Origin of the sequence: Haloplanus salinarum (genome assembly GCF_024498175.1) — an archaeon.
GTDB classification, from domain to species: domain Archaea; phylum Halobacteriota; class Halobacteria; order Halobacteriales; family Haloferacaceae; genus Haloplanus; species Haloplanus salinarum.
Map to the genome: position 1 here is coordinate 2,107,853 of NZ_CP101823.1, position 13,505 is coordinate 2,121,357.

At 72.2% G+C, this 13,505-nt stretch carries 14 protein-coding genes; 6 read left to right on the forward strand and 8 right to left on the reverse strand.

Going from position 1 to position 13,505, the window contains the following annotated elements:
* Positions 1–38: 38 nt before the first annotated feature.
* The 4 genes from NO364_RS10955 to NO364_RS10970 all read right to left on the reverse strand — a co-directional run bounded on the left by NO364_RS10955 (position 39) and on the right by NO364_RS10970 (position 3,982).
* Positions 39–425, reverse strand: a complete 387-nt coding sequence (locus tag NO364_RS10955; protein WP_257627508.1) for a DUF5658 family protein — start codon at positions 423–425, stop codon at positions 39–41.
* 39 nt (positions 426–464) lie between these two features.
* Entirely contained in the window at positions 465–2,132 is a 1,668-nt protein-coding gene (locus NO364_RS10960) for a S8 family serine peptidase (protein WP_257627509.1), read from the reverse strand.
* Positions 2,133–2,138: 6 nt separating this feature from the next.
* Complete coding sequence (locus NO364_RS10965) at positions 2,139–2,747, reverse strand: ArsR/SmtB family transcription factor (RefSeq protein WP_157690713.1); 609 nt, start codon at positions 2,745–2,747, stop codon at positions 2,139–2,141.
* A 68-nt stretch (positions 2,748–2,815) separates the two neighbouring features.
* Positions 2,816–3,982: an MFS transporter gene (locus NO364_RS10970; RefSeq protein WP_257627510.1), complete on the reverse strand. Its 1,167-nt coding sequence runs from the start codon at positions 3,980–3,982 to the stop codon at positions 2,816–2,818.
* A gap of 82 nt (positions 3,983–4,064) precedes the next feature.
* On the opposite strand from NO364_RS10970, the gene NO364_RS10975 reads away from it, so the two are divergent.
* Together NO364_RS10975 and moaC are read left to right on the forward strand one after the other, a co-directional pair.
* Positions 4,065–5,504 (forward strand): NAD(P)H-hydrate dehydratase, encoded by a 1,440-nt coding sequence (locus tag NO364_RS10975; RefSeq protein WP_257627511.1) that lies wholly within the window; start codon positions 4,065–4,067, stop codon positions 5,502–5,504.
* On the forward strand, positions 5,497–5,988 hold the full coding sequence (gene moaC / locus NO364_RS10980; protein WP_157690710.1) for a cyclic pyranopterin monophosphate synthase MoaC: 492 nt from the start codon (positions 5,497–5,499) through the stop codon (positions 5,986–5,988). Before NO364_RS10975 ends, moaC begins: the two co-directional genes overlap by 8 nt.
* Here moaC and hflX read toward each other — a convergent pair.
* A complete protein-coding gene (hflX, locus tag NO364_RS10985) occupies positions 5,980–7,275 on the reverse strand; it encodes a GTPase HflX (RefSeq protein WP_157690709.1) in 1,296 nt (431 codons plus the stop codon). The genes moaC and hflX overlap by 9 nt on opposite strands.
* Before the next feature lie 139 nt (positions 7,276–7,414).
* Between hflX and NO364_RS10990 the strand changes: the two genes are divergently transcribed.
* Positions 7,415–7,741, forward strand: coding sequence for an FUN14 domain-containing protein (locus NO364_RS10990; RefSeq protein ID WP_157691262.1), 327 nt, complete (start codon positions 7,415–7,417; stop codon positions 7,739–7,741).
* 33 nt (positions 7,742–7,774) lie between these two features.
* Here NO364_RS10990 and NO364_RS10995 read toward each other — a convergent pair whose 3' ends face one another.
* The 3 genes from NO364_RS10995 to NO364_RS11005 all read right to left on the reverse strand — a co-directional run bounded on the left by NO364_RS10995 (position 7,775) and on the right by NO364_RS11005 (position 9,697).
* Positions 7,775–8,500: a ribosome assembly factor SBDS gene (locus tag NO364_RS10995; protein WP_157690708.1), complete on the reverse strand. Its 726-nt coding sequence runs from the start codon at positions 8,498–8,500 to the stop codon at positions 7,775–7,777.
* A 116-nt stretch (positions 8,501–8,616) separates the two neighbouring features.
* The gene (trxA, locus tag NO364_RS11000) at positions 8,617–8,955 is read right to left on the reverse strand and encodes a thioredoxin (protein ID WP_157690707.1); all 339 of its coding nucleotides are present in this window, start codon (positions 8,953–8,955) and stop codon (positions 8,617–8,619) included.
* Positions 8,956–9,019: 64 nt separating this feature from the next.
* Complete coding sequence (locus NO364_RS11005) at positions 9,020–9,697, reverse strand: 2,5-diamino-6-(ribosylamino)-4(3H)-pyrimidinone 5'-phosphate reductase (protein ID WP_257627512.1); 678 nt, start codon at positions 9,695–9,697, stop codon at positions 9,020–9,022.
* Between the two features lie 134 nt (positions 9,698–9,831).
* Here NO364_RS11005 and NO364_RS11010 point away from each other — a divergent pair, with 134 nt between their 5' ends.
* From NO364_RS11010 to NO364_RS11020, 3 genes are read left to right on the forward strand one after another with little or no spacing between them, the layout of a single operon-like run.
* Entirely contained in the window at positions 9,832–11,103 is a 1,272-nt protein-coding gene (locus NO364_RS11010) for a Single-stranded DNA binding protein (RefSeq protein WP_257627513.1), read from the forward strand.
* Positions 11,100–12,668 (forward strand): hypothetical protein, encoded by a 1,569-nt coding sequence (locus tag NO364_RS11015; RefSeq protein WP_257627514.1) that lies wholly within the window; start codon positions 11,100–11,102, stop codon positions 12,666–12,668. Before NO364_RS11010 ends, NO364_RS11015 begins: the two co-directional genes overlap by 4 nt.
* Positions 12,668–13,444: a metallophosphoesterase gene (locus tag NO364_RS11020; protein WP_257627515.1), complete on the forward strand. Its 777-nt coding sequence runs from the start codon at positions 12,668–12,670 to the stop codon at positions 13,442–13,444. The genes NO364_RS11015 and NO364_RS11020 overlap by 1 nt, the downstream gene beginning before the upstream one ends.
* Positions 13,445–13,505 lie beyond the last annotated feature (61 nt).

Below are 13,505 nucleotides of genomic sequence, written 5' to 3' on the forward strand. Positions count from 1 at the left end.
TCCCCGGATAAAAAGCTCGGCTCACAGCGCCGACGGGATCAAAGCAGGCTCCGACCCAGCACGATCACCGCGAGGTTGTTGGCGAAGACGGCGAGGCCGACGGCGACGAGGACGCCAAGCCACGCCTCGATCAGGAGCGCGAAGTAGTGGTCGGCCGGCGGCGGCGTCCGGCGCAGGCGGCCGACGAGCAGGCGGAAGAAGCCGGTGACGAGCACCACGACGACGAGGTGCGCGCCGACCACGACGAGCGTGGGTCGGCCGAGTAGCCACCGCATCAACGGGTTGCCCTCGGCACCGCGGCCGACGACCCGCGCCGCGGCGAGCGTCGTCAGCAGGTCGACCGCGAGCAGGAGAAAGAGCGCGACGGCGATCCAGTCCCAGTACTCCTCGATCCGCGACTCGGTGACCCGCCGCGAACGGGTCACGGCCGGCCTCCGGAGCGGAGCGCCGACGGACGGGACGCGCTACTCGACACTGGCCTGCCGGCCCCCACTGTCGTCGGTGTCGCGCCCGTCGCCGCCACGCCGCCGGTCACCGTTCGCCGCCCGGTCGTCGCGCGCCTCGTCGCCGCCGTCGTCGCTCCGCCCGCTTCGCTCGTCCTCGCTCCCGGAGCGACCGCCGTCCGCGTCCGTCCCCTCGCCGTCTGCCGTGTTCGACCCGTCGGGACGCACGCTCCCGTCGTCGCGGCCGTCGTCGCGGGTGGCGTTGCGCGTCCCGTCGTCGGATCGGTTCCGCGCCGGTCGCTCGGCCGTGGCGGTGCTCGCCGCGCGGTCGGCCGTCGCGGCGGTCGAGGCGTCGACGCCGGCGTCCGTCGCCGGATCGTCGGCCCCGGCGGCCGGGCGGTCGGCCCCCTGCGTCGCCTCGACGGCCGCGAGGGCGTCGATCGAGCCGTCGTCGCCGTCGGCGGTGCGTTCGAGGATGGTCTCGACGCGTTCCGGGGAGGGGTCGCGGTCGCCCGACGCCATCAGCGCCGCGGTGCCGGCGACGTAGGGGGCGGCGGCCGACGTCCCGGCGAGGTCCATCGCCCGGGTCCCGGCGTTCGCCGGGGCGAGCAGATCCACCGTACCGTTCTCCGAGAGGGAACTGTACGCCGCCCGCTCGCCGTTCGCGGCCGCGCCGACGGCCACGACCCGGTCGCTCGTCGCCGGCGCGACCATGCTCCCGTGGGCGGTGGCGTGTTCGAGTCCGTGGTTGGCGGCGAACACCTGCACGCGACCCGGGGTGGCGACGGGGTCGTCGGCGTAGACGGCGAGGTAATACCGCCCCTGGGGGACCGCGACGTCGATACCCTCGACGCTCACCCCCGGGCCGGTCTCGTCGGCCGTCGACTTCGCCACGACGCGGTCGGGCGCGTTCGGGAGCCGACGGTAGAGATAGAGGTCGTAGTCGGCGGCGGACTGCCAGCGCAGGCGGGCGGTGACCCGCCCGCGAACGCGTTCGCCGTCCGCGAGGTGGTTCGCCGCATCGCCCTCGGCGAAGCTGACCCACCCGTCCGCGGTCCCCGTGCCGGCCCAGTGGCGGTCGGCGTAGTTGCCCGCCGAGGTGACGAAGACCACGCCCTCGGCGGCCGCCGCCTCCGCGGCGGCGGTGATCCGACTCCCGTCACCGGCGACGCTCGGGAAGTAGCTCCCGGAGTCGACGACGACGTCGACTCCCTGGTCGGTCAGCCACTTGACGGCGGTGGCGTACTCCTCGGGCGTCGGCGTCCGCCCGACGCCCGCGAGATAGAGGTCGGCCGACGGCGCCGTCTCGGAGACCACCTCGGCGACGGCGGTGTCGTGGGCCGTCGATCCCGGGTCGCCGCCGATCCGCCGGTGCTCGACGACGTGGGGGGCCATGACGCGGTCGTCCGCATCGAAGCCGCGGCCGATGACGCCGACCTCGACGTTCGATCCCGTGAGGCCGCGGTCGTGGACGGCGTCGGCCCGCACCGACCGGAGCGCGTCGGCCGTCGCCCCGGCGCTCGACGGGTGTCGCTGGACGGTCGAGCCGATGGTCGGCCCGACATCGCCGCCCGCGGTGGCCGCCCCGGTCGACCGATCGTCGGCGGTCGAGGAGGGGACGGGCTGTGCGAACGCGAGGACCACTACGACCGCGAGAAGGACGACACGCGCGCTGGAGGCGTCGAACATGGCGGATCAGCGACGGTATTGGTCCCAGACGACGAGCAGCGAGAGGACGAGGAGGCCGCCGGCGAGGAAGGCGACACCCGGGGGGACCAGGCCGAGAAGCGGCCCCGTCGCGCTCCCGACGCTGTCGCCGACGCGGGGCGCCGTCCCGGGGCCACCCAGGTCGACGACCCCGGTACCGAACGCCCGCTGGACCGCCAGCGCCCCCACCGCCAGGACGGCAAGGGCGCCGACGAACCGCTCCAGCGAGTCGAGAAAGCGCTCCTTGTCGTCGTCGGCGCCCACGCAGACGACCAGCGAGTCCTGCGTGGGCGCGTACACCTTCATCTCGCGTCCCTTCACCGAGTACCGCGTGTCGGCGACCTCGACCAGCCCGGCCTCTTCGAGGTTCCCGAGGTGATGGCGGACGTTCTGGAGGGAGGTCGACACCGTCTCCGCGAGCTCCGACGCCGTCGCGGGGCGTTCCTCCAGGGCGGTCAGGATCGAACGGGCCGTCTCGGAGGAGAGCGAGCCGATGAGATCCTCGGCGTCGTCGTCCGTCAGGGACAACACGCGGAGCTCGCCGTCGCCCTCCGCGCTCACGTCTCCCTCCGCCTGTGACGGTAACAACCCTGACATCAGGCCGTGGATTACCAATCCAGGGTAAAAACGCTTCGCCAGAATCTCATTCAGTAATCCTACTGATACTAGTCGTCGCCGGACGCGGTCGGGAGGACGCCGCGGAGATGCAGGGCCGCGAGACAGGCGAGCAGGGCGAGGAGGGCGCCGGCGAAGCCGCGGAAGATGGCGTCGAACGGGTAGAGTTCGCCCAGCGCGCCGACGGCGCCGCTCCCGGTGGCCTGGACGACGAGCGCCAGTCCGCCGTAGACGGCGTAGGCGCTCCCCCGGTTGTCCGACACCGTGCCGAGGACGTACGCGTCGAGGGCCGGAAAGAGGCTGTGGGCGACGAGCCCGAGGCCGACGCTCACGACCACGAGCGCGGCCGTCGACCGGGCGACCGTCAACGCCACGACGCCGACGGCGACGCCGGCGCCGATCGTCAGGATGTACGGGACGTGCGGGAGGCGGTCCGCGAGACTCCCACCCAGCCAGAACGCCGGCAGCCCGGCGGCGAAGGCCACCGTCAGGAGCGTCCCCGCGGCACCGGCGGTCAGCCCCTTGGTCGTGACGAGGTAGGTGACGTAGAAGTTGAACACGCCCTGCCAGACGAAGCCCGTGCCGCCGACCATCACGACGGCCGCGAGGATGACCGGCCAGTGGCCCAGCGCCGCGACGAAGTCGTGGTCCCTCCCCCGCGGAACCCCGCCGTCCCGTCGGCGGGCCACGACCAGAAAGAGGAGCGTCAGGGTCGCACCGAGCACCGCCAGCAGCCAGAAGACGGCGCGCCAGGAGTCGGCGGCCACGAGCGCGACGGTGAGCGTCGGCGCGACGACCGCCGCCGCCTGGGCCGCGGTGCCGTGGATGCCGGCCGCCCGCCCGATGGCGTCGGGGTAGAGGTCGCCGATGAGCGGGACGGCCGCGGCGTAGTACGCCCCGGAGGCGACGCCGATTGCGAAGGCGCCGGCCTGCAGGAGCGGGAGGGACGTCGTCGTGGCGGTCAGCGCGGACGCGACGGTCAGGAGCACGCCCGCCCCGAAGACGATACGTCCGCGGGCCACCCGGGTGACGAGGTAGCCGACCGGGATGCGGGGGACGGCGGTGCCGACCCAGACGAGCGTCGTCACGAGGCCGACCGCCCCCGTGCCGACCCCGAACGTGGTCCGGAACGTCTCCAGAAGGGGGGCGAAGGCCACCCGGCCGAAGTTGGCACAGAACACCAGCCCACAGAGCGTGCCGAAGAGCCGACGTGTCACGGTCGCCCTTCGACCAGGTGGGGCACAAGCGTTGCGCTCCCCGTGGCGAATAGTATAACGGCCGCCGGGGCGAAGCCGGGGTATGATCACCGCAGAGCGGATGGCGGCCGTCGACGAGAACGCGGCCGCCCTCGGCGTCCCGCGCAAGCAGTTGATGGAGTCGAGCGGCAACGCCGTCGCGCGGGCGGTCCGGGGAGCCGCCGACCCCGGCGCCGCCGTCGCCCTCGTCTGTGGCCGCGGCAACAACGGCGGCGACGCCTTCGTCGCCGCCCGTTTCCTCGACGACTACGACGTGACCGTCCACCTGCTCGGCCGTCCCGAGACCATCGGCACCGACATCGCCCGCGAGAACTGGGGGGCGCTGACCGCCGCCGACTTCGACACGCGAGTCGTCTCCGACTCCCGGGATCTGGCCCTCGACGATCCGGACGTCGTCGTCGACGCCCTCCTCGGCACGGGCGTGACGGGGGCGCTCCGCCAGCCCGAACGCGCGGCCGCCGAGGCGATCAACGGGACGGCGGCGACGGTCGTCGCCGTCGACGTCCCCTCGGGCGTCGACGCCGACACCGGCGAGGCGGCGGGCGTCGCCGTCGACGCCGACCGGGTCGTCACCTTCCACGACGCCAAACCGGGGCTGGACGCCCTCGACGCGGCGGTGACCGTCGCCGACATCGGCATCCCCGAGGCGGCGGAACTGTTCACGGGGCCGGGCGACCGCCGACTGCTCTCCCGGCCAGCCGACACGCACAAGGGCGACTTCGGCGAGGTGCTCGTCGTCGGCGGCGGACCCTACACCGGCGCGCCGGCGCTCGCGGCGCAGGCGGCGATGCGCACCGGCGCGGACCTCGTGCGAGTGGCCTGTCCTCGGGCCGTCGCCGACGGGGTCCAGGGGTTCGAGGAGGGGCTGATCCTCCGGCCGTTCGACGGCGACCGACTGCGGATCGACCACCTGGATCACGTCCACGAACTCGCCGCCACCCACGACGCCGTCGTCCTCGGCCCCGGCCTCGGCGACCACGAGGCGACGCTCGCGGCCGTGCGGGACTTCCTCGCCGACTTCGACGGCCGGGCGGTGGTCGACGCCGACGCCCTCGGGGTCGTCCCCGACGCCGACACCGACGCGACGCTCCTCTGTACGCCCCACGGGGGCGAACTCCGGGGGATGGGCGGGCCGAGCGCCGACGACTGGCGCGACCGGCTGGACGCCGTCGCCGACTTCGCCGCCGACCTGGGACACACGCTGCTGGTGAAAGGCGCGTACGACGTGATCGCCGACGGTGAGCGGGCGCGGGTCAACCGGACGGGCAACCCGGGGATGACCGTCGGCGGCACCGGGGACGTCCTCGCGGGCGCCGCGGGGGCGCTGCTCGCGACGCAGGACCCGGTCGACGCCGGCGCCCTCGCCGCCTACGCCAACGGCCTCGCGGGCGACCGGGTCGTCGACCGACAGGGGTATGGGTTGCTCGCCAGCGACCTGTTGCCGGAACTCCCGCGGACCCTGTGGGGTGGTGCCGATGAGTGACGACCCCGCCGACGACCTCACCCACACCGACGAGTCCGGCAACGTGCAGATGGTGGACGTGGGCGACAAGCCCGACACCGCCCGCCGCGCGGTCGCCGCGGGGACGATCCATCTCCAGCCCTCGACGGTCGCCGCCATCCGCGACGACGACATCGGGAAGGGGGACGTCCTGGCCACCGCCCGTGTCGGCGCCGTCCAGGCCGTGAAACACACCTGGGAGACGATTCCGATGTGTCACCAGATCCCGATCACGAACGTCGAGACCGACTTCGCGGTCGGCGAGGATCGGGTGGACCTGACCGTCGCCGTCGAGACGACGGGCAAGACCGGCTGCGAGATGGAGGCCCTGGAGGGCGTGACGACCGGCCTGAACGTCGTCTGGGACATGGTGAAGGCCGCCGAGAAGGACGACGACGGCGAGTACCCGGACACGGCGATCAGCGACGTGCGGGTGACCGAGAAGGTAAAGCGGCCGTTAGACTGATTCGACGGCCGCGAGGTCGCCCGCCTTGGCGCGGGCGCGCTCGACGACCGACGGCGGCGCCTCGAACTCCAGGGTGAGCTGTTCGCCCTCGTACTCCTCGGCCTCGACGTTGCCGTGATCGTGGACCCAGGAGACGAGACTCATGGCGTCGTCCGAGACCGGGAGGACGAGCCGTTCGAACTGCCAGTCGGGGAGTTCCCGCTCGATCCGGTCGCGGAGTTCGTCGACGCGTTCGCCGGTCAGCCCCGAGACGGCGACGGGGTTGGGGGCGAGCGCCGACAGCGCCTCCCGCTTCTCGGCGAACTCGTCGTCGTCGACACGATCGATCTTGTTCAACACGGTGACGATGGGCGCTTCGTTGCGCTCGTACAGCGTGTCGTGGCAGGTGACGAGCTTCTCGCGCATCTCCTCGACCGGCTCGCTGGCGTCGACTACCAGCAGGACGAGGTCGGCGTGATACACGGAATCGAGCGTCGACTCGAAGGATTCGACCAGCCAGTGGGGCAGGTCGGAGACGAACCCGACCGTGTCGGTCAGGAGGACGTCCCGGCGACCGGTGTCGGCTCGGCGGGTGGTGGTGCCGAGCGTCGTGAAGAGGCGGTCCTCGCTCTCGGCGGTCGTCTCCAGGTCCGGGTGGCGGTCCTCGTTCTCGTCGACGTCGAGGTCCGCGGCCAGCCGGCGCATTAGCGTCGACTTGCCGGCGTTGGTGTAGCCCGCGAGCGCCACCAGATCGAAACCGGACTCGCGGCGTCGCTCCCGCCGCGTCGCTTCCTTGTCGGCGATGGAGTCCAGTTCCCGCTTGATGTCGGCGATCTGGTTTTTGATGTCGCGCTCGCGGCTCTCGTCGTACTCCCCGAGGCCCATGAAGCCGGGGCGCTCGTCCCGCTTGGCGAGGCTGGTCTTGGCCTCCGCCCGCGGGAGTTCGTAGCGAAGCTCCGCGAGTTCGACCTGTAGCTGTGCCTTGCGGGTCCGGGCCCGCTGGCCGAAGATGTCGAGGATGAGGGTGAAGCGGTCGACGACCTCGACCCCCTCGGGGAGCTTGCCGCCGATGTTGTACGTCTGGTAGGGGCCGAGCCGGTTGTCGACGATCACCGCCTCGGCGTCGCGGTCGACGGTCAGGGCCGCCAACTCCTCGACTTTCCCCTCGCCGAAGCCGTAGGCGGCGTCCTCCTCGCGGGTCTGGGTGAGTTCGCCGACCACCTCGTGGCCCGCGGCACGCGCGAGCTCCTTGATCTCGTCGAGATCTGCGTCGCCGCGGTCGACGCGCTTGGCGACGATGGCTCTCATCGGTGCGTCCACCCGTCGGGACCCGGTTGTGTTCCCTGCACGTTCTACCGTAGCGGTAGGCGCTCGAACCACTTAAACTCCGCTCGCGCGCCACAAACGACTTACCCCCGCACGGTCCAGAGGGGGTATGGACGGGCTCCTGTATGCGTTGCAACTCGGGATCGACCCCCAGCAGTTGGGGATCGAGTTCGGGAGCGGGGCCGTGATCGGGGGGATCATCGGCTTCGCGGCCAAGAAACTCGCCAAGATCATCGCACTGATCGTCGGCCTCGAACTCGCGCTGTTCAAGTTCCTCGAATCCCGGGAGATACTGACCGTCGACTGGGAGGCGCTGTCGGCCGGCCTGCTGCGAACGGGCGAGGGGGCGACCGCCGGCCCGCCGGGCTGGGTGTCGACCATCCTCTCGACGCTCTCGGTGTCGGTGGGCTTTACCGGCGGGTTCCTCCTCGGCTTCCGGCGGGGATAGCCGGCCGGCGGCGCGTCGATACTGCCCGCGGCCTTACCGGACGTTGAGGTCGTCCTCGTCCTTGACGATCCGGGTCTCCGCCTCGCCGCTCGTGACCTCGTTCACCAGGTCGTAGAACTCGTTTTGCATCCCGGCCGGGAAGGTGAGCACGCCGATCCAGGAGCCGTCGGCCTGCCACTCCTCGCTGTCCAGGTCGGCGAACTCGCGGATCTTCGCCTGGGCGCTGCCCGCCTTGTCGGCGGGCACCTGGACCGCCACGGTCACCTCGGCAAAGCGGATCGGAATCACGGGTCGGAGGGCGTCGAGCGCCTCGTCGACCTGGGTCTCGACGCGCTCCATGGGATCGACCTGGAAGCCCGCCTCCTCCAACGCCCGCTCGATCCGTTCGGGCGGGTGCGGGGCGTCGTCCATCTGTGGGTTGACCGCGTTGCGCGCGATCCGGTTGATCAACTGCTTGCGCTTTTGCTCTTGCATCTCGCGGCGCTGTTCGGCGGTGATCTGGATCTCGCCGCGCGTGACGACCTCCGGGATGATCTCCAGGGGATCGGTCGTCCCGAACACCTCTTCGAGGTCGTTCTCGGCGGGCCGATCGCCCCGCGAGGCGTTCTCGAAGACGTCCTCGGCCGCGATGACGTCCTCCAGGTCGCCATCGAACTCGCCGCGCTTGATGGCCAGCGCCGCGTCGGGGTCGATCAGTACCTCGAAGCGCTCGCCGTGGGATTCGAGGCGGGCGGTGACGGCCTCGTCGAGTGAAATCATACGGCGAGGTAGATACTCCGGGGGTATATACTCTCGGCCCGGGATTCGGGGCGCGGGCGCCGTCGCCCGACGAACCGGCCGGAGGGCGGCGGCGAACGCCCGATCGAGGGGCAGCCTCAGGAAAGGTCGTCGATGACGTCGATCAGATCCGCCTTGTCCTGGACGCCGATCAGTCGCTCGGCCTGCTCGCCGTTCGCGTAGAACTCGAGGGTGGGGACGCTCCGGATGCCCCGATCCTGGGCGAGTTCCTGGAGTTCGTCGATGTCGACTTTCAGCACGACCGCGTCCGTCTCGGCGGCGATTTCCTCGACCGTCGGCTCCAGCATCTTGCAGGGACCACACCAGTCGGCGTAGTAGTCCACGAGGACGACGGCGTGTTCCGAAACGAGTTCGTTCAGGTGGTCGTCGTCCTCGACGTGGATCGGTTCGGACTGCTCCGCGGTCGACTTGCTCATATCCCCCTGTAGCCGTGCGAACCCCTTAACGGTTGAGTCGTTCTGGCGTCGTCACGCACGACCGTCAGGGCCGTCCGTCGACGCGATACCGGAGGACGACCCCGTCGTCGACCCGGTCGACGTCGACGAGGTCGAGGGCGGGGAACGCCTCGACGAACCCCTCGCCGTCGGCGAGGGTTGGGGCGTCGCGGCCGCCGACGACGAGCGAGCCGACGAACACGCTGAGTTCGTCGACGAGGCCCGCCTCGAACAGCGAGAAGACGAGTTCCCCGCCGCCCTCGGCGAGCAGCCGGTCGACGCCCGCATCGTCGAGGGCCGCGAGGGCCACAGGGAGGTCGACCCGCTCCTCGCCCGCGCGGATGGCCGTCACGTCGGCTCCCGCGTCGCGGAGAGTGTCGAGTCGGTCGTCGGGCGCCGCCTCGGAGACGAGCAGGTAGGTGGCGGCGTCGTCGTCCAACACCGTCGCGTCGGTCGGGGTCCGGGCGCGGGAGTCGGCGACCACTCGCGCCGGGTTGGCCGGGCGCCCGTTCCGGAGGCGTTCGACCCGGCGGTCCTCCGATTTCACGCCGAGGTGTGGGTCGTCCGCGAGGACGGTCCCGACGCCGACGAGGACGGCGTCGGCGGCCGCCCGGAGGCGGTCCACGCGGTCGAAGTCCGCCTCGCCGGAGATGCGGACCTGGCGGCGCTCGCGGGTCGAGAGCTTCCCGTCGACGCTGGTCGCCGCGTTGACGACGACTTCCATGCCGAACCGTTCGCGCGACGGCGCAAACCGCTTTCGGTGGCGGCCGTGACTCACCGCGAGCGGCGCCGGTATCGGCGAGCGGCCGGGTCGGGGCGGACGAGGTTTTTATGACCGCGCGACCAACCCACCACCCGATGCAACTCGACGATCATGCCGAGGAACTCGCCTCCGACCTCGGCGCAGACAAAGCGGAGGTCAAAGAGGACCTGCAGAGCCTGCTCGACTACAACGTGCCCATCGAGGAAGCGAAGGGGAGCGTCCGCCGGAAGCACGGCGGCGACGGGGGCTCCTCGGCGACGCCGACGGCGAAATCGCTCGCCGACGTCGACCCGGAGGACGGCTCCGTCACGGTGACCGTCCGCGTCCTGACCAAGGGGATGCGCTCGATCCGCTATCAGGGCGAGGACCAGGTCATCCGGGAGGGCGAGTTCGCCGACGGGAGCGACCGCATCGCCTACACGGCCTGGGAGCCGGTCGACTTCGAGCCCGGGGACTCGATCACCGTCGGCAACGCGAACGTCCGCGAGTGGGAGGGGGAACCCGAACTCAACCTCGGGACGAACACCACCGTCGCGGCCGCCTCGGACCCCGTCGAGACGCCCTACGAGGTGGGTGGCGACCGCGACCTGATCGACCTCGAACCCGGCGACCGCGGCCGGACCGTCGAGGTGACTGTCGTCGAGGTGGAGAGCCGGACCATCGACGGCCGGGACGGCGAGACGGAGATCCTCTCGGGGGTCGTCGCCGACGAGAGCGCCCGTCTGCCGGTGACCGACTGGGATCCCCACGCCGAACTCGAGGAAGGGGCGTCCCTCCGGCTCTCGGACGTGTACGTCCGCGAGTACCGGGGCGTCCCCCAGGTGAACGTCACGGAGTTCTCGACGGTCGAGCGGCTCGACCGCGAGATATCGGCGCCCGACTCGGCCCCCCGACTGGGGGTCGGCGAGGCCGTCGAGTCCGGCGGACTGTTCGACGTGGAGCTCGTCGGCAACGTGATCGAGGTCCGGGAGGGCTCCGGGCTGATCGAACGGTGTCCGGACTGCGGACGGGTCGTCCAGAACGGCCAGTGTCGCGCCCACGGCGAGGTCGAGGGCGAGGACGACCTGCGGGTGAAGGCCATCCTCGACGACGGCACCGGGACGGTGACGGTCGTCCTCGACACCGACCTGACCGCCGACGTGTACGGCGGCGGGATCGAGGAGGCGAAGGCCGAAGCACGCGACGCCATGGACAAGGAGGTGGTGGCCGACGCCATCCGCGACCGGATCGTCGGCCGCGAGTACCGCGTTCGGGGGTCGCTCTCGGTCGACGAGTACGGCGCCAACCTCGACGCCGAGACGTTCGTCGAGTGCGCGGACGACCCGGCCGACCGCGCGAGCGAACTGCTCGCGGGGGTGGCGCGATGAGTTCCGCCGACGACGGCGACGACGCGGGACCGGGGCGGCGCGAGGTAGCCCACCGCCTGTTCGCCGCGGAGTTCGACGACGCCACCGTCTCCTACGCCGAGAGCGACGAGGAGCGCGCCCCGAAGTACGTCGTCACGCCGACGGGCGCGCGGGTGAACCGTCTGTTCGCGGTCGGCGTCCTGACCGAAGTGGAGTCGGTCAACGAGGACGTCCTCCGCGCCCGGATCGTGGACCCGACGGGGGCGTTCGTCTCCTACGCCGGCCAGTACCAGCCCAACGCCGCCGCCTTCTTCGAGCGGGCGGACCCGCCCGCCTTCGTCGCGCTCACGGGGAAGGCCCGCACGTTCGAACCCGAGGACGGCGACCGGGTCTACAGTTCGGTCCGCCCCGAGAGCGTCGCCGAGGTCGACGCCGAGACGCGCGACCGGTGGACGGTGTCGGCCGCCGAGGCCACGCTCCGTCGCATCGCCGCGATGGCCGAGGCCAAGACGCTCGACGTCGAGGGCGAGGCGCTGCGGTCGATCCTCGAAGACCGGGGGTACGACGCGTCGACGGCCGCGGGCATCGAGGTCGCCCTCGATCACTACGGGACGACGACGGCGTACCTCGACGCGCTTCGGGGGGTGGCCCTCGACGCCCTGGAGGTCGTCGCCGGCGACCGCGACGCCGTCCGCTCGCTCGACCGCGCGCCTGGCGACGCCGGCACGTCGTCGCTCGGGCCGCTCCCCGCGACGGTGACGGGCGACGCGGGGTCGATCGACCCCACGACGACCGCCGACGCGGGCGACGGGGCGGGCGTCGCCGACGACGCGTCCGCCGACGAGGGAATCGCCGCACCGTCGACCGACGACGGCGAGGCCGGATCGGCGGAGACCGCTGCGGCCGAGACGGGGGCCGACGCCGCGACGGGGACGGGCCCCGAGACGGCGACCGAACCCGCGGACGCCGAACCGGAGCCGTCGGCCGCCGAGTCGTCGGGGACGGCGGACGACCTCGGCGACTTCGACGACGCCGGCGAGACGGCGGACGACCTCGGCGACTTCGACGACACCGGCGAGACGGCGGACGACCTCGGCGACTTCGACGGCGGCGTCGGGGACCCCGACGAGTCCGCCGACGACCTCTACGAACTCGACGAGGAGGAGCGCCGCGAGGTCGAGGAGTCCTTCGACGTCGGCTTCGAGAGCGGGGCCGAGGTCGACGAGCCGGGCGAGGCCGGCATCGACGTTCCCGGGCCCGAGGACCTCGACGCCGAGGCGGACGCGACCGGGACCGAGGGCGGAACGGCAGCCGACGACGGGGGGGACACCGACGCCGGATCGGCCGCGACGACCGACGAGGGCGGTGACGGGGCGACCGGCGCCGCGGACGTCGACCTGGAGGCTGTGGCCGTCGAGGCGATGGACGAGCTCGACGACGGCGACGGGGCGGCCCGGGACGCGGTCGTGGGTGCGGTCGTCGACGAGTACGGCGCCGACCCCGGCGCCGTCGCCGACGCCATCGAGGACGCGCTGATGAGCGGGAAGTGCTACGAGCCGAGCGAGGACAGCCTGAAGGCGATCTGATGGCGGCGGTCGAACCGGTTCCGGGCGAGCCGGCGGCGGTCGCGGACTGCGGCGACGAGTGCGCGCTGGTCGTCGCGGACTATCACGCCGGCATCGAGACCGGCCTCCGCTACGAGCGGGGCGTCGAACTCCGGAGCGACGCCGACGGCCGCCGGACGCGCCTGCTCGCCCTAGTCGAGCGGGTCGAGCCGGATCGGGTGATCGTCCTCGGGGACCTGATCCACCGGATCGGCGACCCTGGGGCCGACGAGCGCGACGAGGTGGTGGCCCTCCTCGACGCGCTGGACGATCGGGGGCTGCCGCTGACGCTCGTCCCCGGCAACCACGACGGCGGCGTCGCCGAGGCCTACGGCGACCGGCTGACGGTAGCCGACGCCGGCGGCCACCGCCGCGGCGACGTGGGGTTCGTCCACGGCCACACCTGGCCGGATCGGTCGATCCTCGGCGCCCGGACGCTCTGTATGGGCCACGAGCACCCGCAGGTCCGCCTCGAAGACGAGGTGGGGGGCGGCCGGACGGAGAAGACGTGGCTCCGGGGCCCCCTGCGGGCCGACCCGTTCGCCGACGAGTTGGGCGTCGACCCGGCGGCGCTTTCCTGGCCCGATCCGCCGCCGGAGCTCGTCGTCTTCCCCGCGTTCAACGACCGCTCGGGCGGGACGTGGATCAACGTCGAGGGCCAGTCCTTTCTCGCGCCGTTCCTGCCCGCAGCCCTGGACGACGCGGCCGAGGCGTACCTACTCGACGGGACGCGACTGGGCGCGTATCGGCGGATCTGAGCCGGGACGGCGGCCGTGGGCGAACGGTGAGCTTAATCGGCTCGCGCGACTACCGCGGTCG